Genomic DNA, 25,024 nt, shown 5'->3' with positions numbered 1-25,024 from the left:
CTAGCGTCACCGAGACACCCCCGCCGCCAATCGCCCCGCGGTGTCCCACCTGCCGATCATCGCCGGAAGCACGGCACTCGACACCCAGCAGGACAGGCGGCGAAATCTTGCGTCACCGAGGCGTGCCAGGCGTGCTCAAAGCCGTATTACGCGTGCTTAAAGCCGTAACTCGCGTGCTCAGACCCCGCACACGTGAGTGCGAAGTTCAAGCACGCGAGTGACGGCTTCAAGCACGCATGTGCGAAGTTCCAGCACGCATGTGCGGTGTCTGAGCACGCATGTGCGGAGTTCAAGCACGCCGAGTCACGTCCTCGTGCTGACCGCGCCTCCGGCGAACGGGCCGGTCACCGTGCTCGCCCACAACTCACAACGTGCCTCCAGGCACGTTGTGGCGTCGTTTACGACAGGCTGACTGGGTTGTCGATCACTGAAGCTGCGTGCTGATGTTGAACATCCAGGTGATCCCGAACCTGTCGACGACCGATCCCGCCTCATCACCCCAGGCCTGCTTTTCCAGCGACAGGGTGACGGTGCCACCTTCGGACAGCTTCTGGAAGTACTCGCGCAGTTCAATGCCGTCGCCGCCAAGGAAGATCGCGACGTTGTTTCCCGGCCGGTATGGCGGGTGGCCTGGCCTGTCGTCGGGAAAGTCCCATGCCATCAGCGTGTAGCCGGCAGGAGTATCGAGGCGGGAGTGCATGACCTTGTCGGCGTTGGGCGCGTCCGGTGAACCGAAGTCCGCGATGGTTCCCAGCTCCAACTCGCCGCCGAAGACTTGCCGGTAAAATTCCATTGCCTGCCGCGCGTTGCCGTTGAACGTGATGCACGGATTGACCTGCGATCCCACTTGAATCCCTCTCGTTGGATGACCCCTCGGCTTCCCGGTGGTCGTCGAGATCAAGTTCTCACCGAATCACGACACCTCCTGTCGTGATTTTCGATAACAGTGCGATCACGGTCATCGATGTGTCGGGGCTGGTGCCGAAGAGGCCGCGCCGACCCCCTGACGCCTTGGGTCGTTTGTCCGGCCGAGCGGCCCAGTCACTGGGGAGACCTTGGTGTCGGATTCCGGGTGATCCGTTCGTGGAGCAGGTGAGCGGCCGCCACGAGGGCACCGCCAGGATCACAGGGGATGAGATGTCTCACCCGGAGCCCGTAGCCCGCCGCATGTTCGACCTGGTCGAGCCGATCGGCATGGTGCCCTATTTCGCCGACGAGTCGGATGACGCCCTGATGGCGCTGGGCCTGCGTAATCAGTGGGATGCCTACTTCGCCGGACGGGCCGCGCCGTTCGGCCGGACGGTGCCGGCCGAGGTGGTCCACGCGGTCTTCTACAACTTCGCCCCAGGCGAGGTGGCACGCCACCTCCCGCGGGTCTGGGACCTGACCACACCCGAGGCGGCGCTGGCCGCCCGCGAACGGGGATGCGTCGCGGGGATGCGGCGGATCCTCGGTGACCTCGCCGACGACCCCGGCGTCGCGCGCGCCGGGGACCTCCTGCTGAGAGCGGCGACCAGCGCACCTGTGGAGGGACGCGCCCTCTACGCCGCCGTCCGCACGCTCCCGGTCCCACAGGAGCCGTGGCCCGGCTGTGGCATGCGGCCACCCTGCTGCGCGAGCACCGCGGCGACGGCCACACCGTCGCTTTGGTGGCCGAGGGCGTCGGCGGGACCGAGGCCCACGTGCTCCACGCCCTGTCCGTCGACATACCCGCGGAGGAGTTCGGCCGCGTTCACCATCTGCCTGCCGCGCAGCTGACCGCGGTCATAGACGGTATGCGCGCCCGCGACCTTGTCGGGACCGACGGCTGGCTCACCGCCGCCGGCCGGGCCACGAAGGAACGAGTCGAGGCTCTGACCGACCGACTCGCGGAGGCGCCGTACAACGCACTGCATCCGAGCGAACTCGACCGCCTTGTCACCGACCTCGAACCGATCTCAGCAGCACTCCAAAAGGCTTACCCGTGGTAGCGGGACAGGAGCGCGACGGTGATCACTTGGGCAGTTTTGCGCACGGCGGGCTCATGCGTAGCCGCGTTTGAGCATCATGACCGCCGCCTTGTCGAACTCGGCGTCGGTCGGGATGGCGAAGTCCAAGGCGTTGGCGTAGCGGGTGACGATGTTGAACACGGCCGCGACCGCCGCCGCATCCGTCAGCTGCTGCCGGGTTGCCCCGGCCGCCATCGCCGCTCGGGCTTGGGCGGCTCGCAGTTCGTCAGGGCGGGAGGTCATCGTTTCGAGCATGGCGAGCGTCGCGCGCAGCGGCTCCGAGATGGGCGCGGTGTGGTAGTCGGCGAGGCAGGCGTCCGCGATCGTCTTGTCCATACCGCGCACCGCGATGGCCCGATGGGCGCCAACGCAGAAAGGACACGAGTTCCACTGGGCGACCATCGCGGCCATCAGCTCCCGCTCGGCCACGGACCACGCACTCGGTCCGCGCATGGCCTCGTGCGTCCAAGCGCCGAGGGTGGAGCCGACGAAACCCTTGTGGTAGAAGGCAACCCGGGCCGCATCGGGAAGCCGTGCGCCCAGTGCCATCGAGATGATCCGGATCAGTGCCCGGCCGCGGAGGTTTTCGCCGCGCTCGACCTCAGCCAGGCGCATCGGTCGCCTCCTCGATGACACGGGTGGCGGCGTCCCAGCGCGTCAGCCCCGCCCCGACGCAGGCGGACATGACGACCTCGAACGCGGCTTTGTCGCTGCCCGCGGCTTGCCGGACGGTTTCGACCTCGGCGTCGGTGACCCGGTAGGAGGCTTCACCGATCTTCCGGGCGAGATCGTCGTACGGCTCGTCGACAGGCGGTCCGCCCGCGGCTCGCGCCGCCACGGCGGTCCGCAGCGACGCCTCGGTGACTCCGGCGGCGCCCGCCACCGCGGCACGCAAGGCTTCCGCGTTCATCGGACCTCCTCGCTGCTGTCCGTTGTGGACGGTAGCCGCATCAGGCGCCTTCGGCATGCCGTCGCGTCGCGGCGAGGTACCGCTCGAGGTAGAGCGGCCAGCCCTGACCGGCGCCGAGAGTGGTGAAGCCCTCCCAGCCTTCGCCATGGCGGTCGAGGTGCCGGTGTTCGAGCCGCACCCGGGTGCGTTCGGGAGCTTCGGCCGTGAAGCGGATCTCCACTTCGCTGGTGCGCTCCGGATCGGTCTCGACCTGCCAGCGCGGGCTGATGTCCCAGCTGATGACCAGCCTGCCCGGAGGCTCGTAAGCGAGTACCCGTGCCCAGGTACAGCGGCTGCCATCGGTGCCGACGTCGTACACGGTCCCGCCGACCCTCGGCTCCAGCACCGTCCGCTCGATCGGTACCGGGAGGAGGTTGTGGTCGCGAGGCTTGATCTCGTCGAACCGCTCGGTGAACACGCGGAAGGCGTGCTCCACGGGCACGTCGACGACGATGTCGAGCTGGAGCGCGGTCTGGTCCTGTGGCGTGGTGCTCATCGGGGCGATTTCCCTTCCTCGGCCGGCGAGTAGGTCCGCTCGGCCACGTCTTTGAGGTTGGTCAGGGTCTTGCGCCAGTAGAAGTCGAGCTCCTGGCGCATCTCGTCGAGACCGCCCGCGCGTATCGCGTACAGCCGCATCCGGCCCTGTTGCTGAACGTCGACCAGCCGCGCGTCCAGCAGAACGCGCAGATGCTGCGACACCGCAGGCCTGCTCACCGGCAGGTCCTGCGCGATTTCGGTGACCGAACACGGTCCACCGGCGACACGGGCGAACACCCTGCGCCGGGTGGGATCGGCCAGTGCTTGCCAGGGATCGGCGGTCGCGGTCACCATGACGCGTAAGCTACTACTTACGCGTCGCGGTGTCGAGTAGCCGGTCGCCGAGCAGCAAACCCGTAACTCGCGTGCTCAAAGACGTAACTCGCGTGCTTGAACACGTAACTCGCGTGCTTGAACACGTAACTCGCGTGCTTAAAGACGTAACTCGCGTGCTTAGACGTCGCACACCGAGTGCGGCATCCAGGCACGCGAGTTACGCGTTTGAGCACGCGAGTTACGGCACCCCGACAGGGTGACTGGGCTCACCCAGGTGTCGTCTCGCCTCCCAGCGCCGCGATGACCTCACCGCTGTAGTACGACGAAAGCCTGTTGGAAGCCAAGAAGACATACGACGGGGCAAGGTCGTCAGGGTGCGCCGCGCGCTCGTAAGGAACCTGGAGGCCGAACTTCTCGACCTTCTCGAGCGGGAACGTCGACGGGATCAGCGGTGTCCACACCGGTCCCGGTGCGACGCAGTTGATCCGGACGCCGCGATCGGCCAGCGCCTGCGCCATCGCGTAGGTCCAGGCGTGCACGGCACCCTTCGTCGCGGAGTAGTCGATGAGGGATTTGTTGCCCCGCAGGCCGTTCACCGAGCCGGTGTTGATGATCACCGCGCCTTCGCCCAGATGCGGCAGCGCGGCGTTCGTCACCCGGAAGTAGCTGTGGATGTTCACGTCGAACGTATGTGTCCACTGCTCGTCGGTGAGTTCTTCCGGCGAATCGACCGGCCACTGGGTGGCGATGTTGTTGACCAGGATGTCCAGCCCGCCCAGTTCGCCCACGGTGCGATCGACGATCTCACGGCATTGTGCGGCCCCGGCCAGATCACCCGGTAGAAGGAGACATTCGCGCCCTTCAGCCCGAACACGCTCCTCTGTGTATTTCGCGTCCTCGTGCTCGTTGAGGTAAGCGATCGCGACGTCGGCGCCCTCTTTCGCGAACGCGATGGCCACCGCACGGCCGATTCCCGAATCGCCACCGGTGATCAGCGCACGCTTGCCGAGCAGCAGATCGCGGCCCTCGTAGTCCTCCATGGAGTCCCGGGGCGGCGGATCCATTTTGGACGTCACACCCGGCGGATCCTGCTGTTGCGGCGGTCGTAACTTGTCTGGCATCGGGGCTCCTCCCGTCGGGTGCTTTCCGCTCGGTTACCCGAGTGATCCCGCTCTTGAACATGGAGCCACCGTCCCCTGACGAGATCGCCCGGGCCCGGCCGATCGCTCGTAGCTCGGCCGGGCCCGTCGACGAAGCTCGCTCAGGCGAGATCGAACCGGTCGAGTTCCATCACCTTGGTCCACGCCTTCACGAAGTCGGCGGCGAACCGCGCACGGGCGCTCTGTCCCGCGTAAACCTCGGAAAGCGCCCTCAGCTGGGAGTTGGAGCCGAAGACGAGGTCGACCGCGGTGGCCGTCCATTTCACCTTGTCCGAGGCCACGTCGCGGATCTCGTACACGTTCTCCTCGGACTCCGACACCTTCCACCGCGTACCCGGCGAAAGCAGGTTGGTGAAGAAGTCGTTGGTGAGCACACCGGGCCGGTCGGTGAAGACGCCGTGCCGGGTACCGCCGGCGTTGATGCCGAGGGAGCGCAGGCCGCCGACGAGGACGGTCATCTCGGGTGCGGCCAAGTCGAGCATGTACGCGCGCTCGACGAGCAGGACCTCCGGCTGCAGCTTCTCGCCGGAACGCAGGTAGTTGCGGAACCCGTCGGCGCGTGGTTCGAGGAGCGCGAACGATTCGACGTCGGTGTCGTCTTGCGTGGCGTCCGTACGGCCCGGGTGGAACGGCACGGTCACCTCGTTGCCCCCGTCGCGCGCCGCCTTCTCGACGGCGGCCGAACCGGCCAGCACGATGAGGTCGGCCAGCGAGATCTTCGCGCCGCCGGCGTCGTTGAACTCCCGCTGAATGCCCGTCAGTACCTCCAGTACACCGGCGAGTTGTTCAGGCTCGTTGACCTCCCAGGAGCGCTGCGGGTCCAGCCGGATCCGGCCGCCGTTCGCGCCACCACGCTTGTCGGTGGACCGGAAACTCGCCGCGGCCGCCCACGCGGTGCCGACCAGCTCGGCGACCGACAGACCGGATTCGAGCACCTTCGCTTTGAGCGCGGCGATGTCGGTGTCGACCACGAGCTCGTGGTCGACCTCCGGCACCGGGTCCTGCCACAACTGCGGCTCGGGGACCCACGGTCCCAGGAAGCGGCTGACCGGGCCCATGTCGCGGTGCAGCAGCTTGTACCAGGCCTTGGCGAACGCCAGTGCGAACTCGTCCGGGTGCTCCAGGAAACGGCGTGAGATCTTCTCGTACGCCGGGTCGACGCGCAGCGCCAGATCCGTCGTGAGCATGGTCGGCTTGTGCTTCTTGGCCGGGTCGTGGGCATCCGGGATGATCGCCTCGGCGTCCTTGGCGACATATTGCTTCGCGCCGCCAGGGCTCTCGGTGAGCTCCCACTCGTGGCCGAAAAGGATCTCGAAGAAGCGGTTGCTCCACTGCGTCGGCACGTCGGTCCACGTCACCTCGAGACCGCTGGTGATCGCGTCGCCGCCCTTGCCGCTGCCGTGGCTGCTCAGCCAGCCGAGGCCCTGTGCCTCGATCGGGGCGGCTTCGGGTTCCGGGCCCACGTGGTCGTCGGCGATGCCCGCACCGTGGGTCTTGCCGAAGGTGTGGCCGCCGGCGATGAGCGCGACGGTTTCCTCGTCGTTCATCGCCATCCTGGCGAAGGTCTCCCGGATGAAGTGGCCCGCCGCGGCCGGATCCGCGTTGCCGCGGGGCCCCTCGGGGTTCACGTAGATGAGGCCCATTTCGGTCGCGCCGACGTCGGCCACCATCTCGGTATCACCGGCATAGCGCTCGTCACCCAGCCAGGTGTCTTCCGGACCCCAGAAGATTTCCTCGGGTTCCCAGATGTCCTCACGGCCGAAACCGAAGCCGAACGTCTTGAAGCCCATCGACTCCAACGCGACATTGCCCGCGAGCACGAGCAGGTCGGCCCACGAAATCCGCTGGCCGTACTTCTCCTTGACCGGCCACAGCAGACGGCGAGCCTTGTCGAGGTTGGCGTTGTCGGGCCAGCTGTTGAGCGGCGCGAAGCGCTGCCCACCGTCACCGGCCCCGCCGCGGCCGTCGTGGATGCGGTAAGTACCCGCGGCGTGCCAGCTCATCCGGATCATCAGCCCGCCGTAGTGGCCGAAGTCCGCGGGCCACCAATCCTGCGAGGTGGTGAGTACCTCGGTGATGTCACGTTTGAGGGCCTCGACGTCGAGCTGGGAGAACTCCTTGGCGTAGCTGAAGTTCTCCCCCAGCGGGTTGGCCTTCGACGAGTGGGCGTGCAGTACCGAGAGGTCGAGCTGGTTGGGCCACCAGTCCTTGTTGGTGCGCGGGCGGCCGCCCGACTTCGGTTTCGGCGAGTCGATCGCCGGATTCTCGCTCTCACTGCCGTGCGACGTCACCGAGTCGGGGGCGACCGGGCAGCCCGCCGCCGCCTTGCCGTCCACGCCCTGCGCACTCGACGAGACGTTGTCCTGGTTGTCGCTCATCTACTTCCTTCCAAAGCGGCGAATCATTTCGAAACACTTTCGGCCGCGCAATCGGGACAGACGCCCCAAAAAACGACCTCCGCCTCGTCGATCACGTAGCCGTGGTCATGCGAGGCGGTAAGACAGGGGGCGGGGCCGACCGCACAGTCGACGTCCTCGATCGCGCCGCAGGAGCGGCAGACGACATGGTGGTGGTTGTCCCCGACCCTGGACTCGTAGCGGGCGAGAGCACCGGCGGGCTGGATGCGCCGCACCAAGCCTGCTTCGGTGAGGGCCCGCAAGACGTCGTAGATCGCCTGGTGGGAAACCGTGGGGAGGTCGGACCGCACCCGTGCGATCACCGTTTCGGTATCGGCGTGCGGGTGCTCACGCAGGGCGCGGAGCACGGCCAGCCGCGGCCGCGTCACACGTAACGAGACCGCCCGCAACTGTGCCTCGAAGTCAGACATCGCCATCGACGATAAGAGCTTGTCTGTAACCGGTCAAATCAAGACCGACCACGATCGGTCGATATATCCCGACGGCTCAGGCGGCGGGCAGGCCGGTTTCACAGCTTGATCCAAGGGTACCCGGGCTTCACCGGCGAACGGAGGTGGTCCCATGAACGAATCGTCCTTACGGCCCGCGGTGCTGTTGCTCGCGCTGATCCTTCTCGTGGTCGGTGTCCTCGGGTTCTTCTTCCTCCCAGAGAACAATCAGGCAGGCGAAAACACCCTGTGGATCTTCAGCGCCACCGGGATGCTCGACATCATCCGGACGGTCACCGGCGTTCTCGGCTTGGCTGCCATGCTGAAACCCTCCGCTGTCCGGGCCTACGCCTGGGTCGTTTTCGTGGCCTACGCGGGTTTGACGGCCTTCGGCGTGCTCTCCGCGGCAACGACTATGTCCGGTGACGCGGTGAACTTCGGTTGGGCCGACAACGTGCTCCACGGTCTGGCCTCGATCGCCGCACTCGGCATCGCCTTGGCGTCCACCCGGCGTGCAAGCCCGGCAAAGCAGACAGAACGCCAGGCTTAGCGGCGTGTGCGGGGTTCAAGCACGCGAGATCCGCCTTCAAGCACGCGAGATCCCCCTTCAAGCACGCGAGTGCGAAGTTCGAGCACACCTGGGGCACGAACTTCGGCTCGCGACACCCAGCCCTGGGCGGGTGACCGCTCGGTTTTGCCGGTGATCCAAACGGGTATCCGCAGGTGACGACGAAGGAGGAGCCGTGCCTGAACAAAGCTGGAGCGACAAGCGCGAACGTCAGTACAAGGAGATCAAGTCCTCGCAGAAGAAACGCGGGGCGAGCACGGACCGGGCCGAGGAGATCGCCGCGCGGACCGTCAACAAGAACCGTGCACGGTCCGGGGAAGCCAAGTCCGCGAGCAAGAGTTCGACCCGCGGCAGTTCACCGCAGAAGCGCGGCGGCAAACGGTCCGGGAACAGGCAGGGGCCCGGCGGGCCGACCAAGGACCAGCTCTACAACGAAGCCAGGAAACACAACATCAAAGGCCGCTCCAGCATGACCAAGAAGGAGCTTGAGAACGCACTCGGCCGCTGACAGGAGGCAGGATGGACCACTCGCGCGCACCGATTTTGGAAGCCATCGAGGCCTACCGCCGGGCGGGCGGGTTGGCGTTCACCCCTCCGGGTCACAAACAAGGCCGCGGCGCGGATCCACGAGTGCTCGCCTTGCTCGGCCGGGACGCCTTCGAGTCGGATCTGCTGACGCTCAACGGTCTGGACGACCGCCGGATGTCGCGCGGGGTCCTCGAACAGGCGCAGAAGCTGATGGCCGACGCCGTCGACGCGGAACATACGTTCTTCTCCACCTGCGGCAGTTCGCTGTCGGTCAAAAGCGCCATGCTCGCCGTGGCCGGGCCGGGCGAGCGACTCCTGGTTTCGCGCAACGCCCACAAATCGGTCGTCGCCGGACTGGTGATCAGCGGCGTGCGCCCGGTCTGGGTCCGGCCCCGCTACGACGCCGAACACCACATCGCGCATCCTCCCGGCCCCGAAGAAGTCCGTGCGGCGCTGGCCGAAGCCCCGGACGTCAAGGGCATGCTGCTGATCACCCCGACCGACTACGGGACCTGCGCCGACATCCGCGGTGTCGCCCGGGTACTCCACGACGCCGACAAGCCGCTGATCGTCGACGAGGCGTGGGGTGCTCACTACCCGTTCCACGACGATCTGCCGTCCTGGGCGATGGACGCCGAAGCGGACCTGTGCGTGACCAGCACACACAAGATGGGTGGCGGCCTCGAACAGGCTTCCGTCTTCCACCTGCAGGGTGACCGGGTCTCGCCAGATGTACTCAAGGCTCGCGAAGACCTCCTCGGCACCACCAGCACTTCGGCGCTGCTGTTCGCTTCCCTGGACGGATGGCGCCGTCAGATGGTCGAGCGCGGCGACGAACTCCTGAGCCGGGCGCTGTCGCTGGCGACCCGCGTCCGTGAGGAAATCGAAGACATCCCCGGCCTGCACGCGCTCTCGGCCGAATTCCGTCCGCTCGCTTTCGAACACGACCCGCTCAAGATCGTCATCGACGTCGCCGGGCTTGGCATCACGGGCTATCAGGCCACCGATCACCTCGCCGAACGCCATCTGCACACCGGCCTGTCCGACCACCGGCGCATCGCCGTGCAGATCACCCACGCCGACGACGAGACCACCGTCTCGGCACTGATGCGTGGCCTGCGCGGACTGGTCGGCCACGACTTCGGCCGATGCCCACCGGTCGACCTGCCTTCCGCGGCCGAACTGGACCTCGAGATGCGGATGCTGCCCCGCGACGCCTTCTTCGCCGACTCCGAGCACATCCCGCTGGACAAGGCCGAGGGACGCGTCAGCGCGGAGATGGTCAGCCCCTACCCGCCCGGTGTCCCGGCGATCGCTCCTGGCGAGGTCTTCACCGACGCGATCATCGACTACCTCCACAGCGGCGTCCGGACGGGCATGTTCATCTACGACGCCGCTGATCCTGATCTCGGTACGGTCCGCGTCGTCCAATGAGGCGGTCTGCCGGGCCGATCTCGCGTGCTTGAGGGCGGAACTCGCGTGCTTGAAGACGGAACTCGCGTGCTTGGGGGCGGAACTTGCGTGCTTGAAGGGGATGTCATGCACCGCACCGGCGCGGCCGATGAAGTACTCGGCCGAGCCTGGAGAGGCGCCACACTTGATCCGACCTAGCGGTTGTCGTAGTCCGTCCTGGCGGCGTCGATTTGCGGCAGGTGCGCGATGCTCCACTCGAGCAGTGGCGCGGTCGCCTCGCGCAACGTCCGGCCCATCGTGGTCAGCTCGTAGCTGACGTGCGGCGGCATGACGTTGCGAACCGTGCGCGTCAAGATCCCGTCGCGTTCGAGGTCGCGCAGCGTCACGGTGAGCATGCGCTGGCTGATGCCGTCGATGGCCCGCTTGAGTTCGGTGAAGCGCCGCGGCCCGTCTTTGAGCATGCGCACGATGAGCAACGCCCACTTGTCCCCGACTATGCCGAGGACTTCACGGGCCTGGCACGGGTCCTGCATGGTTACCTCCTGAGAACCGGGGCACCGAAAAGTGCCGTATTGCCCCGTGCGTGTCGTGGGGACCACGATGGTTTCGGTTACCAAAGAGTACCGAGGCACGAGGAGGAACCGCACGACATGGCTACATTTCTGCTGGTACACGGCGCCTGGCACAGCGGACAGACCTGGGACCGGGTGGTCCCGCTGCTGGAGTCGGCCGGGCACCGGGTGCTCGCTCCGTCGCTGACCGGCTACGGCGACAAGGCACATCTGCTGGGCCCCGAGGTCGGTCTCGGCACTCACATCGACGACATCTCCGCCCTGATCGAAAAAGAGCAGCTCGACGACGTCGTGCTCGTCGGGCACAGTTACGCCGGAATGGTCATCGCGGGAGTCTCCAACCGAGTCCCGGAGAGAATCGCGCAGCTGGTCTTCCTCGACGCCATGGTCCCCGAAGACGGCGAAACCGCTGTCGACGTCCTCCCGGTCACCAAACAGCTCATCGACGTCGCCGTGGACGGCTGGCGGGTTCCGCCGATGCCGGAGCAGCCGCCGCCACTCGGCTTGTTCGGCGTCACCGATCCCGACGACGTCGCCTGGTTGCGCTCGATGCTGTCGGACCAGCCGGTGCGCTGCCTTCAGGAGCCTGTCCGGCTGGACGACCCGGCCGCACGCACGATCCCGCGCACGCATATCCATTGCCTCGAAGGCCGGCCGGCGGGCATCATCCGACGTCCCGTCCCGGCGGCCGAGCGAGTACGGGAACTCCCGACCGGCCACGACTGCATGATCACCATGCCCGCCGCACTCACCGAGCTGCTGATCGAGGTGACCTGATCATCGTCGCCGGCTCAACGGCGCCGACAGTGCGGCCACCGACGTGATGACCGGCTTCGAGAAGAAGGACTTCGAGTCAACCGGCTGCCCCGTCACCGAGTCTGGCCACCCGGGTGGCCAGATGCGCGACGAGCCGTTCGTCCGGCCGGGAAAGGTCGACGTCCAGCAGGGTTTTGATGCGTTCGAGCCGGTGCAGCACGGTATTCCGGTGTACGCCAAGCACGATCGCGGTCGTGGTCGCCGAGGACTCGTGGTCGAGATAGCAGCCGAGGGTCCGCACCAGCTCCCCGCCGGGGTCCGCCGCCGTCAGCGGTTCGAGCAGTCCGGTCGCCGCCTCCCGGAGTGGTCCCGAGCCGTACCAACCGGACAGCAGGCGTTTCACGCTCATGGCGTCGATATGCTCGACAGCGCCGGCGACATCCTGGGTGCGGGCGAGCACGCACGCCTGGTTCGCCTCGTGCAGGGAGGCCTTCAGGCCGGCGGTGCCGAGATACGGATGCCCGATTCCCGCGCACAGCCGACGTTCGGCGCGTTCCTCTCCCAGCAGTGCCCTGCGGATGGTGCGGGCGAACGCCGGACCGCCGGACGGGTCGGGTTCGGTGTCTGAAGTGAGCCAGAACGCCCATCCTTCCGGCCGCTCGACGAGGCTCGCTCGGACGCCGTGGTGCGCGAGCGCCTGTTCGATCCTGGTCGCCAGGTCGTGCGGACGCGGGCGGCCCGACGGCTGGTTGAGTGCCACGTGCACGGCCGTATGCCAGCCGGACAGGCGCCAGCCCGCCGCGGTCGCGCGCTCGACCGTGCGGCGTGGTGGCGCATCGGCGTGTTCGAGGATCTCGGTGAGCAGCAGCGCACGCTGACTGCTGGCCCGTTCCGCGGTGAGCGCCTCCGTCGCCAGGTACGCGGTGAACGCCCACGCGCCGATCCCGAGCGCGTTCCGGGTCGAGTCGGTCAGCGGCGATCCGGACGGCAGCCGGGCGACGAGCCAGAGGTTGGCAGGCCCGTCCTGGGTGAGGACCAGCGGCTGGAGCAAAAGCCGTTGCCGTTCCCCCGTGTCGAGGTGGAACGGCAACGGACGGTGCCGTAGTTGCTCCAGTGCCGTGAGTGCCTCGCCGGTCGCCTCGTCACCGCCGACCACGCGGCCTTCACCGTCCACCAAAGCCACCGGGCAGTTCAGTGTCGCGGCGAGGACCCGGACCAGGTCGTCCGGGTGCTGGCGGGCGGCTCGCAGGCGGTTCGCCACGTCGTTGAGCTGCCGCGCGCCCGCCACTTCCGGGCGCCGGACGTGGGGGTCGACGGCCGCGATGACCGCCGCGGTGTCGACCCGGTCCAGCAGGATGACCGGAACGCCCAGCTTGTCAGCGAGGAGCCGGGTCGCGAGCGGAACCGGGGTCGGCGGACGTTGCAGGACCAGCCCGGCGATCTCGGCCCGGCTCCCGAACCGGATCGCCAGATCGGTTCCCGGGTCGATGGCGTCCAGGCGGCCCGGTTCGAACACCACGAGGGTGCCAGGGCCGAGATCGCCGACCTGGCGGGCCGACGTACCGGGCAGCACCGCCCGCAACGGGGTGTCCAGGCCCTCGGCGCCGCCGAGCAGTTCGTGGCCGGGCAGCAGGCCCAATGCCAGCAACTGCCCGAGGCTGATCCACATTCGTTCATTCCGCACTGTTCAGCGGGGGTGCGAGCGCCTGTCCGGGATGTGCCCGGACGCCGTCCCAGCGCACCAGACGGCCTCGCTGGAGCACTCCGCGGACGCGAGAGCGGTAATCTGTGAAGTCGAACGGGTCGCCATCGAGCAGGACCAGATCGGCCCGGTGACCAGGGGTCAAGGCACCGATCTCCCCTTCCCGGCCGAGCAACGCCGCGGCCGACGACGTGGCGGCACGGAGCACGGCGCCGGGTTTCATCCCGGCCGAGTTCAACAGCTCCAGTTCGCGGAGGTTGGCGCCGTGGGCGAAGACGCCGCTGTCGGTGCCCATGGCGATGGGGACGCCCGCCTCGGCCGCCATCCGCACGGAGTGGCGATGCGCGCCGACCACCTCGTGGACCTTGCGCACCACGGAGTCGGGGATGGCCGCGCCCGCCTCGATCTGCTCGATCAGGGCGACCGGCGCCAGCATCGTCGGCACGAGCCACGTACCCGCGTCCAGCATCATGCCGATCGCCTCGTCGTCGAGGTGGATGCCGTGCTCGATGCTGCGGACACCGGCGCGGATCGCGTTCTTGATCCCGGCGGTGCCCTGCGCGTGCGCCATCACCGCCAGCCCGGCACGCGCGGCTTCGGCGACGCAGACCGCCAGTTCCTCGTCGTCGAAGTGGGCGTGCCGGGGATCGTCCCTTGGTGACAGGACGCCGCCGGTCGTGCAGATCTTGATCACGTCGGCGCCGGCGCGCACCAGTTCCCGAACCCGCACCCGCATGTCGTGCGGTCCGTCGACCAGCATGTCCGGACGGCCGGGGTGGGGCGTCATCAGGCGCAGGCATTCCCCGCTCGGCAGCCAGCCGTCGGTATGTCCGCCGGTCTGGCCGAGCACGGTGATGGCGACGGCGAGCTCCGGCCCGTCGAGCAGGCCGTCGGCGAGCGCGGTCTTCACCCCCAGATCCGCGCCACCGGCGTCGCGGGCCGAGGTGATCCCGCAGTCCAGCAGGGCACGCAGGTTCTCGGCGGCCGCGAAGAACTGGTACGAGAAGGGTTCCTGCATCATTCTCAGCCGGTCCGCGCCGGACATCAGGACGTGCACGTGGCAGTCGACGAAGCCCGGCAGGACGGTCAGCCCGGTGACGTCGATCCCGATGTCACCGTCCAAACCGGACCCCACGTCGACGATCCGGTCGTCCTCGACGACGACGTCCGCGCCGGACACCCCGCTCCCGTCGAACACCCTGCCACCGTGCAGCACGATCCGGCTCACGGCGCTCACCTCCGTTCCATCAGTGGGCCGACGGCCTTCACCTGCACCCGTGCGCTGGCACCGGGCAGGTAAGCCATCGGGATTTCGTTGACGAGGGTGATCCGCACCCGGCCGGGATCCGCGCCCGCACGGACGGCGGCGTCGATGGCGGCGTTCTTCGCCTGGTCCAGGCAGGCTTCGCGGCTGCTGTCCGAGAACTGGAAGGCACGGTCGACGGTGCCGGAGACCTCCGCGATGGCCGCGCCGATCGCGTTGGCCACCCCGGCGTGCTCGTGCCGGTACACCTGGCTCACGCCGGGGATCGAGCCGGGAATCAAATGAGCCCCGCCGCCGACGGCGACCAGCGGCAGATCCCGGCGCGCGGCCTTGATCCGGTCGGCGAGCACCTGGATCCGGTCGTCGACCCAGCCGATCGCCGCGTCCACAAGGGACGGCGCGATGCCTGCCGCGCGGTCGCGGTCGCCGATGTCGGCCCGACCGGCCAGCACCGAGATGTCGGACAGGGTGAGCGTGTCACCGCCGAAGACCCGCGCCCGGTTCACCAGCTGGTAGCCGACACTGTCCGGGCCGACGGCCAGTTCCGGTTCGGCGCGCACGACGGTGCCGCCGCCGAGGCCGATCGAGATCAGGTCGGGCATCCGGTAGTTGGTCCGCACCCCGCCGATCTCGACGGCCATCGCGGACACCCGCGGGAAGCCGTCCACCAGCAGGCCCACGTCGGCCGACGTGCCGCCGACATCTATCACGATCGCGTCGGCGAGGCCGGACAGGTGGGCCGCGCCACGCATCGAGTTGGTCGGCCCCGACCCGATGGTCATGATCGGCTTGCGGGCCGCCTCGGCCGCGGCGAGCAGGGTGCCGTCGTTCTGGGTCAGGAAGATGTCCGCGGTCAGCCGGTGGGTCCTCAGTACCTGGTCGAGCGCGTTGACGATGCCCTCGCCGACGAACCGCAACGCGGCGTTGAGCACCGCGGAGTTCTCGCGTTCCAGCAGGCCGAGTCCGCCGACCTCGTGCCCCATGGTCACCGGATATGCCGGGCCGAGCGTCTCGGTGATGATCCGCGCGGCACGGAGTTCGTGGTCCGGGTTGGCCGGTGAGGTCACGCCGGTGACGGCGACGGCGGCCACCTGGTCCCGGCATTCCTCGGCGAAAGCCCGGACAGCGACCTCGTCCAGCGGGTTGATCTCGCTGCCCTCGTATTCGTGACCGCCGTGGATGATCCGCACGTGGCCGCGGACCACGTCGGCGAGGTCGGACGGCCAGTCGGCGAGCGGGGGGACCGACAGCGTGGCGGGTGCGGCGATCCGCAGGATGCCGACCTTCGCCAGATCCTGGCGGCGGATGACGGCGTTGATCGGATGGGTCGTGCCGAGCATCACCTGCGTCACCGCGGCCGGGTCGACCTCAGTGAGCACCGCCGCCACCGCCGCGCGGATCCCGTCCAGCACGTCCGGGGTGGTGGCGGTCTTGTGCACGGCGAGCACGAGGCCGCCGCTGTCCACCACGACCGCGTCGGTGTTCGTGCCGCCGACGTCGATTCCGATGCGAAGCCCGGTCATCGGGCACCTCCGAAGGGCACGTAGTCGAGGTCGTAGCCGAAGGCCCTCGGCCCGGCCAACGCGAGTCCCGCCGGGGTGTGCCACTGGGGCAGCGCGGGCATGGCGAGGACGTGCAGGCGCTGGCCGTAGGCGAGGTTCTCCGTGGTCATCGGCACGGCGGTCTCGGTATCGATCAGTGTGATCAGGTCGGGCACGGTCACCTTGGCCTCGCCGTCCTCGAAGGCGATCAGGTTCTCGTTCTGGATCTCCACCCGCATCGCCCGCGCCGGATCGTCCAGATGCTCCAGGGTGACCGTTCCCCTTGCCCAGCCGCCGGTGGTGTGCCGCTCGATGTCCACCAGCTTGCCGGTGAAGACGACCTCGGCCTCGCAGTAGCGCAGGAATTCCTCGTACGCGCCGGGTTCGCCGCGCTGGACGGCCCGCACGCGCCTGCCGATCTCCAGGCAGTAGGTGAGCGAGCCGTTCGCCCCGTACTCGACGAACTCCCCGGCGGTGATGGCGTACGCGCTCATCACCGCCATCATGCCCATCTCGACCGCGCAGGCCCTGGCGAGCTTCTCGGCCATCGCGTTGTCGACGGTATCGAAGAACACGTAGTTCCCCTTGACGTCGGCGAGAGTCATCGGCGTCGTGGACAAGCCCGCCAGGGTGAACAGGGTCAGCTCGATCTGCGGGAACGCCCGGCGGATCGAGTCACCGTCCACACAGGGCAATCCGAGTTCGGCCGCGACGACCAGCGGGAAGAGTGAGTTCATCCCGCCGTTCTCCAGTGGCAGCACCGCCACGCCGGTCCGGCCGAGATGTCCTTCCAGTGCCCGCAGCACCTGTTCCGCCTCGCCACCGTTCGGGAACTTCTCGACGATCACGGTGGGCGCGCCGACCAGCGCGATCGGCAGCAACAGGCCGTCGGGATCGAGGTCGGCCGCGTCGACCACCTCGATCGGGCCGTGCCTGCTGATCGCCTCTCGCAGCATGATCTTGGCCAGGTAGGGGTCTCCCCCGCCGCCGGTGCCGAGTACGACGGCACCCAGTGCCAGGTCCTCGACGTCGTCCAGGGTGATTTGGGTCATGGACTCACCTCCGATGTGCTGTGAGCAAACCAGCGGCGGCAGGCCCCGTCATTGGGCGAAACGCCCAATGAGGCTACCTCTGTTTGGCGGATCGCACATTGTCCGCGTCACACCTGGCAAGCAGGCTGAGGCGATCATCCCCGACGAAGGGAACGTCATGGTGAGCCTCGACGTGGAGGACGCGATCCGACGGCGCCGGATGCATCGCGAGTTCACCGACGACCCGGTCCCCCGGCCACTGCTGCGGCGGATGGCGTGGGCCGCCGCGCGGGCACAGCAGGCCCGGTCCGGTATCCGCCACATCGTGATCGTCGACGACCCGCGGATACTGGCCGCCGCCCGGCAGGTGCTGCCCGGATTCCTGACCAACGCCCCGGCGATGCTCGTACTCGGCACCGACCTGGAGCGGGCGAAGCAGGTGCTGGGCCCGAAAGGTGTCGAGGTGGCCACCCGGATCGACGTCGGCGCGGCCTGCGCGCATCTGGCGCTGTTCGCCCAGACCGCCGGTCTCGGCATCTGCACCATCACCAGCTGGGCCGAGCCCGCGGTGCAGACGCTGGTCGGCCTGCCGCCGCAGCTCCGCGCGGACGTGACGGTCGCGGTGGGCTTCGTGACGCCCACGCCACCACCAGCACCCCGAGGATTCACCACCCCCTTGCACCACAACCGGTTCGGCATCGACTGGGAGGAATCCGATGACTGAAGAGTCGCGGGAACTGTTCGCCGTCATCACCCACCTGGTGACCAGTGCGCCGACCAGCCTGGACGAGACGCCGATCCTGGCCGCGTTCCGGATGGTCGACGCGGCCGGAAAGCTGATGGCGCTCGGCGCGCCGGACGACGAGTTCCTCCGCGCCGCGCACGCCGACTTCACCGACCACGCCACCCTCGTGCTGACCGATCAGGCGGCGTTCCGGGAGTGGCTGGACGAGTACGTGCGGCACTTCACCCGGGAGACACTGAACCGCACGGCGGCCACGTCATGACCATCCGGGCGATCCAAACCGGAAACCAGGTGGGTCCGTACTCCCCAGCCGTCGTGGCGACCGGATCGTTCGTCTTCGTCTCCGGCCAAGGCTCCATTGTGGACGGTCAATACCGGCCGGGCACGGTGGCCGAGGAGACCAAGGCGGCGCTGGACAATCTGACCGACCTGGTGCGGCGGGCCGGATCCCGGCCGGACCTCGTAGTGCAGTGCCGGATCTTTCTCAGCGATATCGCGGACTTCGCCGCGGTCAACGAGGTGTACGCGGAGTACTTCGGCGAGCCCTACCCGGCGAGGACCACCGTCCAGGCCGGCGCCCTGCCGCTGGGCGTCCGGGTCGAGATCGAGTGCGTCGCGGCAGTGGTCGCATCGGACCTGTCTCATGACTGATCTCTGCGTTCGTCCCGGCCGCGACAGTGCGGCCTTCACCAACCGCGTGTGTGGCTTTCATAGCGAAGTTAGGCTGTTCGGGGGAATGCCCTGCGGCCGGGCCGGTATCCAGCGAAGGCCCTGGCCCGAATTTGGTTCTCCCTCTCGGTGAGTCACCCAGTAGAATCGAAACCATGGCAGGCGAGGGGAGCACGCCGGAAAAGCCCGATGACGAGCCCGACTACAAGAAATGGGCCGTCGTCCTCGGCGCGTTCAGCGCCATTTTCGCCATCCTTGCCGCGATCAACACCCTGACCGGCTTCAATCCGCTGAAGGACATCATGCCCCCGGCCAGTTCCACGTCGCATTCTCCGCCGACGTCGAGCTTGAGGGTTTCGGAGGCGGAGGCGCCCCGCCGGACGACGTCGGCCACCGAGGAAGCGGACAAGTCGACAAAGACCAGCACCGAAACCACCGAGTCGTCCGAGACCACCAAGACGACTCCGCCTTCACAGCCCGATTTTCGCGTGCGTTCCTCGCAATGGGACGGCCCGTGCGGGGACAGCTGGTGCTCGATGAGCGCGGTCTTCCTCAACGCCGGAGGAGCGGGCGCCGGATCGGCGACGTTCTACATTTTGCTGCCCGACCGCGACAATTACCTGGCCAAGTGTTCCGTCGTGCTGCGCTCCGCCGCCGAGAACGACCGGACCAGCGCCGGGTGCACGGCGAGCAGTGTCCAGCTCCAGACCTACTTCGGGTCGCATCGCGGCGGCACCGTACGCATGCAGGTCAAGGTCGACGGCTGAGGCGTGGCGCCACACCGTCCACAATAGACTCCGGTATGCCGTGCACCCGGCGATCGCGACGCACCCACCATCGAGTAGAACGCGGCGCGACCGGTCGCGGTCGGGCAAGCTGCACTCGATCGGAACCGAGGTGCGAGGAAGGCGAGATACGGCATGCAGGAATTGGCGTTGCTCGCCGTGGTGGCGGTGTTGATCATCGTCGTGGTTTCGTACGCCGCGCCGAAACTCGGGGTCGCGGCACCCGTACTGCTGGTGGTGGTGGGGATGGCGTGCAGCCTGATTCCCGGTGCCCCGGAGCTGTCCGTCGAACCCGATCTGATCCTCGTGCTCGTGCTGCCGCCGATTCTCTACGCGACGGCCGTGAACGTGCCGGTCATGGACTTCCGCCGGGACCTCGGCACGATCGGGGCGCTGTCGGTGCTGCTGGTCGTCGTCTCCGCGTTCGGCACCGGGTTGCTGATCTGGTGGCTGATCCCCGACCTCGGCTTCGCCACCGCCGTCGCGCTCGGCGCGGTCATCAGCCCGCCGGACGCGGTCGCCGCGACCTCGATCGGCAAACGCCTCGGCCTCCCGCCCCGGCTCGTCACCATTCTCGAAGGCGAGGGGCTGGTCAACGACGCCACCGCGCTCGTGCTGCTGCGGACCGCGGTCGCCGCGATCGCGGGCACCGTCTCCTTCTGGGGCGCGGTCGGCGACTTCGCCTTCGCCGTGTTCGTCGCCATAGCGGTCGGGGTGGTCGTCGGCGTCGTGTCGGTCCGGGCCCGCTCCCGGATCCGCGATCAGGCCGTCCTGACGACGGCGATCTCCTTTGTGGTCCCGTTCCTGGCCTTCATCCCGGCGGAGGAACTGCATGCCTCGGGTGTCATCGCGGTCGTGACGACCGGCCTCATCACCGGCCACCAGAGCGCGAAACGCTTCACCGCACACGACCGCATCTCCGAACGCACCAACTGGCGGACGATCCAGCTGCTACTGGAGAACGGCGTTTTCCTGCTGGTGGGATTCGAGATCACCGCGGTCGTCGCGGACGTCCACGCGTCGGGGCAGGGTGTAGAGGCCACCGTCGGCCTCGGCCTGCTCGCGACGATCACCCTCATCCTCCTGCGTGCCACGTTCGTCGTCCCGCTCATCGCGGCCCTGCGGCGGCAACAACGCGGAGCGGGCGAGGTCACCGGCCGGATCGAGGCGGCGCTGGACGGGCTCACCGCACGAGGACCCCACCCCGGCAAGCAACGCAGATACGCGACGGTGAACCGCGTCCTCCGCCGTCGCCACGCCGATTCCGCCTTCTACGCCAGCGAAGGACTCGGCTGGCGAGGCGGCGGTGTCCTCGCCTGGTCCGGGATGCGGGGCGTCGTCACCGTGGCCGCCGCGCAGACGCTCCCCACCGACGTACCCCACCGGGCCGAGCTCGTGCTGATCGCCTTCACCGTCGCGATCGTCACCCTGCTCCTGCAAGGCGGCACCCTCCCGATCCTGGTCAAACGGCTCGGTATCCAAGGCACCGACGCGGAACACGAACATCGCGAACTCGCCCGCCTGGCGAACGAGATCCAAGGCGCCGCGCAGGCACTCCTCGACAGTCCGGCACTGCGCCGCGACAACGGTGACCCCTTCGACGAAACGATTCTCGACCGGACCCGCGAACGCGTGCTCGCCACCACCGACGCCATCGACAAGACGCTGAACGAACGCGACCCCGACAGCCCGCTGCACCAACGACGAGAACTGCGACGCCTCCTCATCGACGCACAGCAGAACGCCCTCCTCGACGCCCGCTCCAGTGGCACCTACAGCTCACACACCCTCGAACGCGCGCAAAACCTCATCGACAACCAAGCGGCCCGGTTCACCACCTGACCCGTACTCGCGTGCTCAAAGACGTAACTCGCGTGCGTAAAGACGTAACTTGCGTGCTTGAAGGCGTAACACGCGTGCTTGAAGGCGTAACTCGCGTGCTTGAAGGCGTAACACGCGTGCTTAAACTCCGCACACCGAGTTCCGGCTTCAAGCACGCGAGTTCCGTTCCCGAGCACGCGAGTTACGGGTTTGAGCCCAGGCCGGTCACGGCGAGGCCGGGCATCACGCCCGGTTGACTTACCACCCAATAACTGTTACTTCAGGTAACACCTATTGGGGACTATGCGGACGCGGTCCGGCATCGTCGCGAGTGCGGGCGACCGCGACTCCCACGACCAACGAGGAGACCGATCATGACCACGCCTCGCCGCCTCCGCTCTTTCGATCACGACGGGCTCACCTTCGACGTGCGTGACACCGGCCCGCTGGACGGCACGGTCGTCGTTCTGCTGCACGGATTCCCGCAGACCAGTGCTTCGTGGGCCGAGACCGCCGCGCTGCTCAACGAGCGGGGATACCGCACGATCGCACCCGATCAGCGCGGCTATTCACCCCGTGCGCGGCCACGGGGCCGCTACGCCTATCGGTCGAGCCGTCTCGTGGCCGACACCGTCGCGCTGATCCACGCCATCGGAGCCGGACCGGTCCATCTGGCCGGGCACGACTGGGGCGCCAACGTCGCTTGGGCGACCGCGGCACAGCGGCCGGACCTGGTCAGGTCACTGACCAGCGTGTCGGTCCCCCACGCCTCGGCGTTCCTGCGCTCGATGCTGACCAGCGACCAGCTCATCCGGTCTTACTACATGTTCTTCTTCCAGATCCCCTGGCTGCCTGAACTCGCCATCCGGCTCGGGCCGCGGGTAGTGGACCGCATGCTCGCGAAAACCGGGATGACAACGGCCCAGATCGACCGGGTCCACCAAGAGATCCTCCTTGGCGGAGCCTTGACCGGCGGGCTGAACTGGTATCGCGCGATGCTCCTGCAGAACCCGGCGGCCCCGCGTACCCGGGTTTCCGTGCCGACCACGCACGTCTGGAGTGACGGTGACACGGCACTTTCCCGTCGTGGCGCCGAACTCGCCGGACAGTACGCCGATGGCGGCTACCGGCTGGAGATCCTGACCGGCGTCAGCCACTGGGTTCCCGAAGAGGCCGCCACGACACTGGCCGCCATCATCGACCGCACCGCCGGGGGCGAGGGGTAGCCAGGGCGTCTGGCGAAATAGCCCCTGATTCCTTGCCAGGGCAGGCATCACGTTCAGCTGGCGGCTCCGTTCAGGTCATCTGTTGTTTGAAGGGCGCTGATTGACTCTGGTCGTTCACCACCTTCTCGCGATGAGGACAAATTGACACAGTCCGTGCCTCCCGGCGGCGGTGCCGGCGATCCGCTGGCCGCGTTCACCGCCGAGCTTGAGGGAATCCAGGCAAAGGCCGCGGCGGCACAGGAAAGACTCCGGTCCGCCGTCGCCACCGTGCAGGCGCCGGACGGGGCGGTCTCGGTGACCGTCGGCCCGAGCGGGATCCTGCAGGATCTCCGGTTCGGCCCCCGCGCGTACGAGCGTTCCCCGCAAGCCCTTTCCAGTCTGGTGATGCAGCTGATCGGCCGTGCGCAGCAAAAGGTGTCGACCGAGGTCGCGGACGCGTTCAGCGGCATGGTCGGCGAGAGCTCGGCCGCCCGTGAACTGCTTTCCGAGTTCCTGCCGGAGCCCGAACAGGACGACGGAACGCCTCCGGACAACGGCGGCAGGTTCATACCGGAACAGGAGGCACAGGACCGCCCGCCGCGGCCACCCACTCCCCCGCCGAACCAGCCGCCGAGCCCACAGTCCCCGCAGCATGGTCAGCCGCGTCGTCGTCCCCGGCCCACACCGGAAGAGGACAACGGCGAGAGCAACCCCTGGTAGTACGAAGGAGAAACCAGTGGTTTCCGGAGCAGGTTTCTCGGTCGACCCGGCCGAGTTGCAGAAGTTCAGCCAATTCTTGTCCGGCACCACCCAGCCCGCGGTGAAGGACGCCGCGAACCGGATGCAGGCCGCCAACGGATTCGACAACGCCGCGTTCGGTTTCCTGCTCGCGCAGGTGCTCGCGGTGCCGTCGCGGATCACGATGGCCGTGATCACCGGGGAGATCAACAAACTCGCCGGGGACATCGAGAAGTCCGCCGCCGACGTGAAGAAGGCCGCCGACCTGTACGCGAACCAGGACTCGGACGCGGCCCAGACCCTGAGCACCTTCAAGACGGAGCTGGGCCAGTGACCGTTCCCATCACGTCCGCGAACTCCACGACCGGTGCCGGGGTGTTCGACAGCTGGCATATGGTGGCCGACTCGATCGGCAAGGTCCAGAACGCGCACGGTGGCGACCTCGCGGCCGTCAGCGTGGAGCTGGGCATCAACATCATCAGCGCCGCACTCGACACCGTCGCGTTTGTCATGGACCCGTTCGCGAAGCTGATCGCGGCCGGTCTCGGCTGGCTGATCGAGCACGTCTCGTTCCTGAAGTGGCCGCTGGACCAGGTCGCGGGTAACCCGGCGGAAGTCACGAAGCTGGCCAACGAGCTGCACAAGATCGGCGAAGGGCTGCGTAACACCGGCTCCGACCTCGACGCCACCCTCAAGTCGACGATCACCCAGTGGCAGGGCGAGGGCCACGACAGCTTCGTGAAGTCGATCAACGACCGGAAGGGCTGGATCGACGCCAACGCCAAGGCATCCGACGTCGCGGGTTACCTGGTCGAGACCACCGGGGCCCTGATCGCCGCCGTCCGCACGCTGATCCGCGACATCATCACGACGATCCTCGGCGACATCATCGCCACGATGCTGATCGCGCTCGCGATGGCCGCGTTCACCTTCGGCGCGTCGATCGTCGTCGGGGTGGGGAAGGTCGTCGTGACGGTCTCGGTGCAGGTGGCGGCGATGCTGGCCAAACTCGCCAAGGTCGTCGCCTACGCCGGCCGGACCCTCGCCCGGCTCACCCAGCTGTCGAAGCTGGTCAAGCCGAAGGCAGGCGCCCCGGGCCACGAGATGACCAACCTGCCCGGCGGCGCGCGTCCCGGCGGCGTGCCGAACTACTCCCGGCCGCTGCCACCGCCGCCGGGCACCCGGCCACCGGGCGACGGCACGACACCCAACTTCTCGCGGCCGCTGCCCCCACCGGGCACCGCGGTCACTCACGACGGCCCGCCCGTCACCGGGGGCCCCACGCCCAGCACCCGGCCGCCGGGCGACGGCACCACCCCGAACTTCTCACGGCCACTGCCGAAGCCCGCGGACCCGCCGCCCGCACCCGCTCCCAAGCCGCCGCCGAAGTCGTACCTGAGCGACTACGACATCCCGATGATCAAGAAGCACGAAGACTGGCTGAAGACCAAATTCGGTGACAGCTACAAGAAGATGAAGTGGGTCGACGACTGGCTGAAGAAGAAGGCACCGGACTACTACCCGATGCTGAAAGCCCTCTCCGACGCCAAGAGCTCGAAGAACTACGTCGGCTGGGGAGGCAAGACCGTCGTCCAGGTCGACCGCGGCCTCACCGACATCCAGTCGCAGGCGGAGGCCGCCTGGGCCGAGGAGGACAAGAAGCAACAGCCGAAGTAGAGGGTCCTGAGGCCGTGTGAGAGGTACTGTGCCGCGTCGCGACGAAGGAGTTCTCCGTGGCCGTGTCGATCCGCGGTCCCCTCGTTCGACAGAGGGGGCGAGTGCCGGGAGGCGGCCCGAGCGTCGTGGTCGACTTCAGCCGCACCACTCGCAGGCGGCCTGTCTCGTGAGTGTTTTGGGTGGGGGGTAAGACGCCAAAAACACACGAGAAACCGGGCCCCGCCGGAGCCGCGGCCCGGGGCGCCGCCAAGTAC

Annotated in this window: 26 protein-coding genes and 1 pseudogene; 14 read left to right on the top strand and 13 right to left on the bottom strand. The window is 67.9% G+C overall.

Annotation, left to right across the window (positions count from 1 at the left end; all coding sequences use genetic code 11):
* Positions 1–424: 424 nt before the first annotated feature.
* Positions 425–847, bottom strand: coding sequence for a VOC family protein (locus tag AB0M65_RS17150; RefSeq protein ID WP_364028207.1), 423 nt, complete (start codon positions 845–847; stop codon positions 425–427).
* 290 nt (positions 848–1,137) lie between these two features.
* Between AB0M65_RS17150 and AB0M65_RS17145 the strand changes: the two are divergent.
* A pseudogene (locus AB0M65_RS17145) lies at positions 1,138–1,970 on the top strand (MarR family transcriptional regulator).
* A 51-nt stretch (positions 1,971–2,021) separates the two neighbouring features.
* Here AB0M65_RS17145 and AB0M65_RS17140 read toward each other — a convergent pair.
* The 7 genes from AB0M65_RS17140 to AB0M65_RS17110 form a co-directional block, all read right to left on the bottom strand.
* Complete coding sequence (locus AB0M65_RS17140) at positions 2,022–2,603, bottom strand: hypothetical protein (RefSeq protein WP_364028205.1); 582 nt, start codon at positions 2,601–2,603, stop codon at positions 2,022–2,024.
* Positions 2,590–2,898 carry a hypothetical protein gene (locus tag AB0M65_RS17135; RefSeq protein WP_364028203.1) on the bottom strand — a complete coding sequence of 103 codons (309 nt, stop codon included), beginning with the start codon at positions 2,896–2,898 and terminating at the stop codon, positions 2,590–2,592. The genes AB0M65_RS17140 and AB0M65_RS17135 overlap by 14 nt, the downstream gene beginning before the upstream one ends.
* Positions 2,899–2,938: 40 nt before the next feature.
* Complete coding sequence (locus AB0M65_RS17130; protein ID WP_364028201.1) at positions 2,939–3,433, bottom strand: SRPBCC family protein; 495 nt, start codon at positions 3,431–3,433, stop codon at positions 2,939–2,941.
* The gene (locus AB0M65_RS17125) at positions 3,430–3,768 is read right to left on the bottom strand and encodes a metalloregulator ArsR/SmtB family transcription factor (protein WP_364028199.1); all 339 of its coding nucleotides are present in this window, start codon (positions 3,766–3,768) and stop codon (positions 3,430–3,432) included. The genes AB0M65_RS17130 and AB0M65_RS17125 overlap by 4 nt, the downstream gene beginning before the upstream one ends.
* A gap of 248 nt (positions 3,769–4,016) precedes the next feature.
* On the bottom strand, positions 4,017–4,871 hold the full coding sequence (locus AB0M65_RS17120; RefSeq protein ID WP_364028197.1) for an SDR family oxidoreductase: 855 nt from the start codon (positions 4,869–4,871) through the stop codon (positions 4,017–4,019).
* Between the two features lie 140 nt (positions 4,872–5,011).
* The gene (gene katG / locus AB0M65_RS17115) at positions 5,012–7,288 is read right to left on the bottom strand and encodes a catalase/peroxidase HPI (RefSeq protein WP_364028195.1); all 2,277 of its coding nucleotides are present in this window, start codon (positions 7,286–7,288) and stop codon (positions 5,012–5,014) included.
* 23 nt (positions 7,289–7,311) lie between these two features.
* Complete coding sequence (locus AB0M65_RS17110) at positions 7,312–7,737, bottom strand: Fur family transcriptional regulator (protein WP_364028193.1); 426 nt, start codon at positions 7,735–7,737, stop codon at positions 7,312–7,314.
* Between the two features lie 151 nt (positions 7,738–7,888).
* Between AB0M65_RS17110 and AB0M65_RS17105 the strand changes: the two genes are divergently transcribed.
* The 3 genes from AB0M65_RS17105 (at position 7,889) to AB0M65_RS17095 (ending at position 10,285) form a co-directional block, all read left to right on the top strand.
* A complete protein-coding gene (locus AB0M65_RS17105; protein ID WP_364028191.1) occupies positions 7,889–8,305 on the top strand; it encodes a DUF4383 domain-containing protein in 417 nt (138 codons plus the stop codon).
* A 193-nt stretch (positions 8,306–8,498) separates the two neighbouring features.
* On the top strand, positions 8,499–8,831 hold the full coding sequence (locus tag AB0M65_RS17100) for a plasmid stabilization protein (RefSeq protein WP_364028189.1): 333 nt from the start codon (positions 8,499–8,501) through the stop codon (positions 8,829–8,831).
* 11 nt (positions 8,832–8,842) lie between these two features.
* Complete coding sequence (locus AB0M65_RS17095) at positions 8,843–10,285, top strand: ornithine decarboxylase (protein ID WP_364028187.1); 1,443 nt, start codon at positions 8,843–8,845, stop codon at positions 10,283–10,285.
* Between the two features lie 173 nt (positions 10,286–10,458).
* Here AB0M65_RS17095 and AB0M65_RS17090 read toward each other — a convergent pair whose 3' ends face one another.
* Entirely contained in the window at positions 10,459–10,797 is a 339-nt protein-coding gene (locus AB0M65_RS17090) for a helix-turn-helix domain-containing protein (RefSeq protein WP_364028185.1), read from the bottom strand.
* 117 nt (positions 10,798–10,914) lie between these two features.
* On the opposite strand from AB0M65_RS17090, the gene AB0M65_RS17085 reads away from it, so the two are divergent.
* On the top strand, positions 10,915–11,613 hold the full coding sequence (locus AB0M65_RS17085) for an alpha/beta hydrolase (RefSeq protein ID WP_364028183.1): 699 nt from the start codon (positions 10,915–10,917) through the stop codon (positions 11,611–11,613).
* 76 nt (positions 11,614–11,689) lie between these two features.
* Here the strand turns inward: AB0M65_RS17085 and AB0M65_RS17080 are convergent, their stop codons facing one another.
* The 4 genes from AB0M65_RS17080 to AB0M65_RS17065 are packed head-to-tail and all read right to left on the bottom strand — an operon-like array spanning position 11,690 to position 17,151.
* Positions 11,690–13,261, bottom strand: a complete 1,572-nt coding sequence (locus tag AB0M65_RS17080; protein ID WP_364028181.1) for a helix-turn-helix domain-containing protein — start codon at positions 13,259–13,261, stop codon at positions 11,690–11,692.
* Between the two features lie 4 nt (positions 13,262–13,265).
* Positions 13,266–14,522 carry an amidohydrolase family protein gene (locus tag AB0M65_RS17075; protein WP_364028179.1) on the bottom strand — a complete coding sequence of 419 codons (1,257 nt, stop codon included), beginning with the start codon at positions 14,520–14,522 and terminating at the stop codon, positions 13,266–13,268.
* 5 nt (positions 14,523–14,527) lie between these two features.
* Positions 14,528–16,081 carry a hydantoinase/oxoprolinase family protein gene (locus AB0M65_RS17070; protein ID WP_364028178.1) on the bottom strand — a complete coding sequence of 518 codons (1,554 nt, stop codon included), beginning with the start codon at positions 16,079–16,081 and terminating at the stop codon, positions 14,528–14,530.
* Positions 16,078–17,151 (bottom strand): DUF917 domain-containing protein, encoded by a 1,074-nt coding sequence (locus AB0M65_RS17065; RefSeq protein WP_364028176.1) that lies wholly within the window; start codon positions 17,149–17,151, stop codon positions 16,078–16,080. Before AB0M65_RS17065 ends, AB0M65_RS17070 begins: the two co-directional genes overlap by 4 nt.
* Before the next feature lie 157 nt (positions 17,152–17,308).
* Here AB0M65_RS17065 and AB0M65_RS17060 point away from each other — a divergent pair, with 157 nt between their 5' ends.
* The 9 genes from AB0M65_RS17060 (at position 17,309) to AB0M65_RS17020 (ending at position 24,770) form a co-directional block, all read left to right on the top strand.
* Positions 17,309–17,854 carry a nitroreductase family protein gene (locus AB0M65_RS17060; RefSeq protein ID WP_364028175.1) on the top strand — a complete coding sequence of 182 codons (546 nt, stop codon included), beginning with the start codon at positions 17,309–17,311 and terminating at the stop codon, positions 17,852–17,854.
* Positions 17,847–18,137 carry a DUF6092 family protein gene (locus tag AB0M65_RS17055; RefSeq protein WP_364028173.1) on the top strand — a complete coding sequence of 97 codons (291 nt, stop codon included), beginning with the start codon at positions 17,847–17,849 and terminating at the stop codon, positions 18,135–18,137. The genes AB0M65_RS17060 and AB0M65_RS17055 overlap by 8 nt, the downstream gene beginning before the upstream one ends.
* Complete coding sequence (locus AB0M65_RS17050; protein WP_364028171.1) at positions 18,134–18,526, top strand: Rid family detoxifying hydrolase; 393 nt, start codon at positions 18,134–18,136, stop codon at positions 18,524–18,526. The genes AB0M65_RS17055 and AB0M65_RS17050 overlap by 4 nt, the downstream gene beginning before the upstream one ends.
* A gap of 173 nt (positions 18,527–18,699) precedes the next feature.
* The gene (locus tag AB0M65_RS17045; RefSeq protein ID WP_364028169.1) at positions 18,700–19,311 is read left to right on the top strand and encodes a hypothetical protein; all 612 of its coding nucleotides are present in this window, start codon (positions 18,700–18,702) and stop codon (positions 19,309–19,311) included.
* A 153-nt stretch (positions 19,312–19,464) separates the two neighbouring features.
* Positions 19,465–21,171, top strand: a complete 1,707-nt coding sequence (locus tag AB0M65_RS17040; RefSeq protein ID WP_364028167.1) for a sodium:proton antiporter — start codon at positions 19,465–19,467, stop codon at positions 21,169–21,171.
* Positions 21,172–21,524: 353 nt separating this feature from the next.
* Positions 21,525–22,376, top strand: coding sequence for an alpha/beta fold hydrolase (locus AB0M65_RS17035; RefSeq protein ID WP_364028165.1), 852 nt, complete (start codon positions 21,525–21,527; stop codon positions 22,374–22,376).
* A 141-nt stretch (positions 22,377–22,517) separates the two neighbouring features.
* The gene (locus AB0M65_RS17030; protein WP_364028163.1) at positions 22,518–23,075 is read left to right on the top strand and encodes a YbaB/EbfC family nucleoid-associated protein; all 558 of its coding nucleotides are present in this window, start codon (positions 22,518–22,520) and stop codon (positions 23,073–23,075) included.
* A gap of 16 nt (positions 23,076–23,091) precedes the next feature.
* Positions 23,092–23,427 (top strand): hypothetical protein, encoded by a 336-nt coding sequence (locus tag AB0M65_RS17025; RefSeq protein WP_364028161.1) that lies wholly within the window; start codon positions 23,092–23,094, stop codon positions 23,425–23,427.
* On the top strand, positions 23,424–24,770 hold the full coding sequence (locus AB0M65_RS17020; RefSeq protein ID WP_364028159.1) for a hypothetical protein: 1,347 nt from the start codon (positions 23,424–23,426) through the stop codon (positions 24,768–24,770). The genes AB0M65_RS17025 and AB0M65_RS17020 overlap by 4 nt, the downstream gene beginning before the upstream one ends.
* Positions 24,771–25,024 lie beyond the last annotated feature (254 nt).

Source organism: Amycolatopsis sp. NPDC051071, assembly GCF_040682875.1.
Classification (GTDB): Bacteria; Actinomycetota; Actinomycetes; order Mycobacteriales; family Pseudonocardiaceae; genus Amycolatopsis.
The sequence above is the reverse complement of the archived record's forward strand: the minus strand, read 5'-3'. Positions and strand labels throughout refer to the sequence as shown.

Excerpts from the sequence above, each read along its gene's own strand:
- AB0M65_RS17120 (WP_364028197.1), bottom strand. The coding sequence starts at position 4,871 with ATGCCAGACAAGTTACGACCGCCGCAACAGCAGGATCCGCCGGGTGTG.
- AB0M65_RS17065 (WP_364028176.1), bottom strand. The coding sequence starts at position 17,151 with ATGACCCAAATCACCCTGGACGACGTCGAGGACCTGGCACTGGGTGCC.
- AB0M65_RS17045 (WP_364028169.1), top strand. The coding sequence starts at position 18,700 with ATGGCAGGCGAGGGGAGCACGCCGGAAAAGCCCGATGACGAGCCCGAC.
- AB0M65_RS17135 (WP_364028203.1), bottom strand. The coding sequence starts at position 2,898 with ATGAACGCGGAAGCCTTGCGTGCCGCGGTGGCGGGCGCCGCCGGAGTC.
- AB0M65_RS17035 (WP_364028165.1), top strand. The coding sequence starts at position 21,525 with ATGACCACGCCTCGCCGCCTCCGCTCTTTCGATCACGACGGGCTCACC.
- AB0M65_RS17085 (WP_364028183.1), top strand. The coding sequence starts at position 10,915 with ATGGCTACATTTCTGCTGGTACACGGCGCCTGGCACAGCGGACAGACC.
- AB0M65_RS17110 (WP_364028193.1), bottom strand. The coding sequence starts at position 7,737 with ATGTCTGACTTCGAGGCACAGTTGCGGGCGGTCTCGTTACGTGTGACG.
- AB0M65_RS17040 (WP_364028167.1), top strand. The coding sequence starts at position 19,465 with ATGCAGGAATTGGCGTTGCTCGCCGTGGTGGCGGTGTTGATCATCGTC.
- katG (WP_364028195.1), bottom strand. The coding sequence starts at position 7,288 with ATGAGCGACAACCAGGACAACGTCTCGTCGAGTGCGCAGGGCGTGGAC.
- AB0M65_RS17080 (WP_364028181.1), bottom strand. The coding sequence starts at position 13,261 with ATGTGGATCAGCCTCGGGCAGTTGCTGGCATTGGGCCTGCTGCCCGGC.
- AB0M65_RS17130 (WP_364028201.1), bottom strand. The coding sequence starts at position 3,433 with ATGAGCACCACGCCACAGGACCAGACCGCGCTCCAGCTCGACATCGTC.
- AB0M65_RS17070 (WP_364028178.1), bottom strand. The coding sequence starts at position 16,081 with ATGACCGGGCTTCGCATCGGAATCGACGTCGGCGGCACGAACACCGAC.
- AB0M65_RS17090 (WP_364028185.1), bottom strand. The coding sequence starts at position 10,797 with ATGCAGGACCCGTGCCAGGCCCGTGAAGTCCTCGGCATAGTCGGGGAC.
- AB0M65_RS17050 (WP_364028171.1), top strand. The coding sequence starts at position 18,134 with ATGACCATCCGGGCGATCCAAACCGGAAACCAGGTGGGTCCGTACTCC.
- AB0M65_RS17095 (WP_364028187.1), top strand. The coding sequence starts at position 8,843 with ATGGACCACTCGCGCGCACCGATTTTGGAAGCCATCGAGGCCTACCGC.
- AB0M65_RS17060 (WP_364028175.1), top strand. The coding sequence starts at position 17,309 with ATGGTGAGCCTCGACGTGGAGGACGCGATCCGACGGCGCCGGATGCAT.
- AB0M65_RS17055 (WP_364028173.1), top strand. The coding sequence starts at position 17,847 with ATGACTGAAGAGTCGCGGGAACTGTTCGCCGTCATCACCCACCTGGTG.
- AB0M65_RS17140 (WP_364028205.1), bottom strand. The coding sequence starts at position 2,603 with ATGCGCCTGGCTGAGGTCGAGCGCGGCGAAAACCTCCGCGGCCGGGCA.
- AB0M65_RS17105 (WP_364028191.1), top strand. The coding sequence starts at position 7,889 with ATGAACGAATCGTCCTTACGGCCCGCGGTGCTGTTGCTCGCGCTGATC.
- AB0M65_RS17125 (WP_364028199.1), bottom strand. The coding sequence starts at position 3,768 with ATGGTGACCGCGACCGCCGATCCCTGGCAAGCACTGGCCGATCCCACC.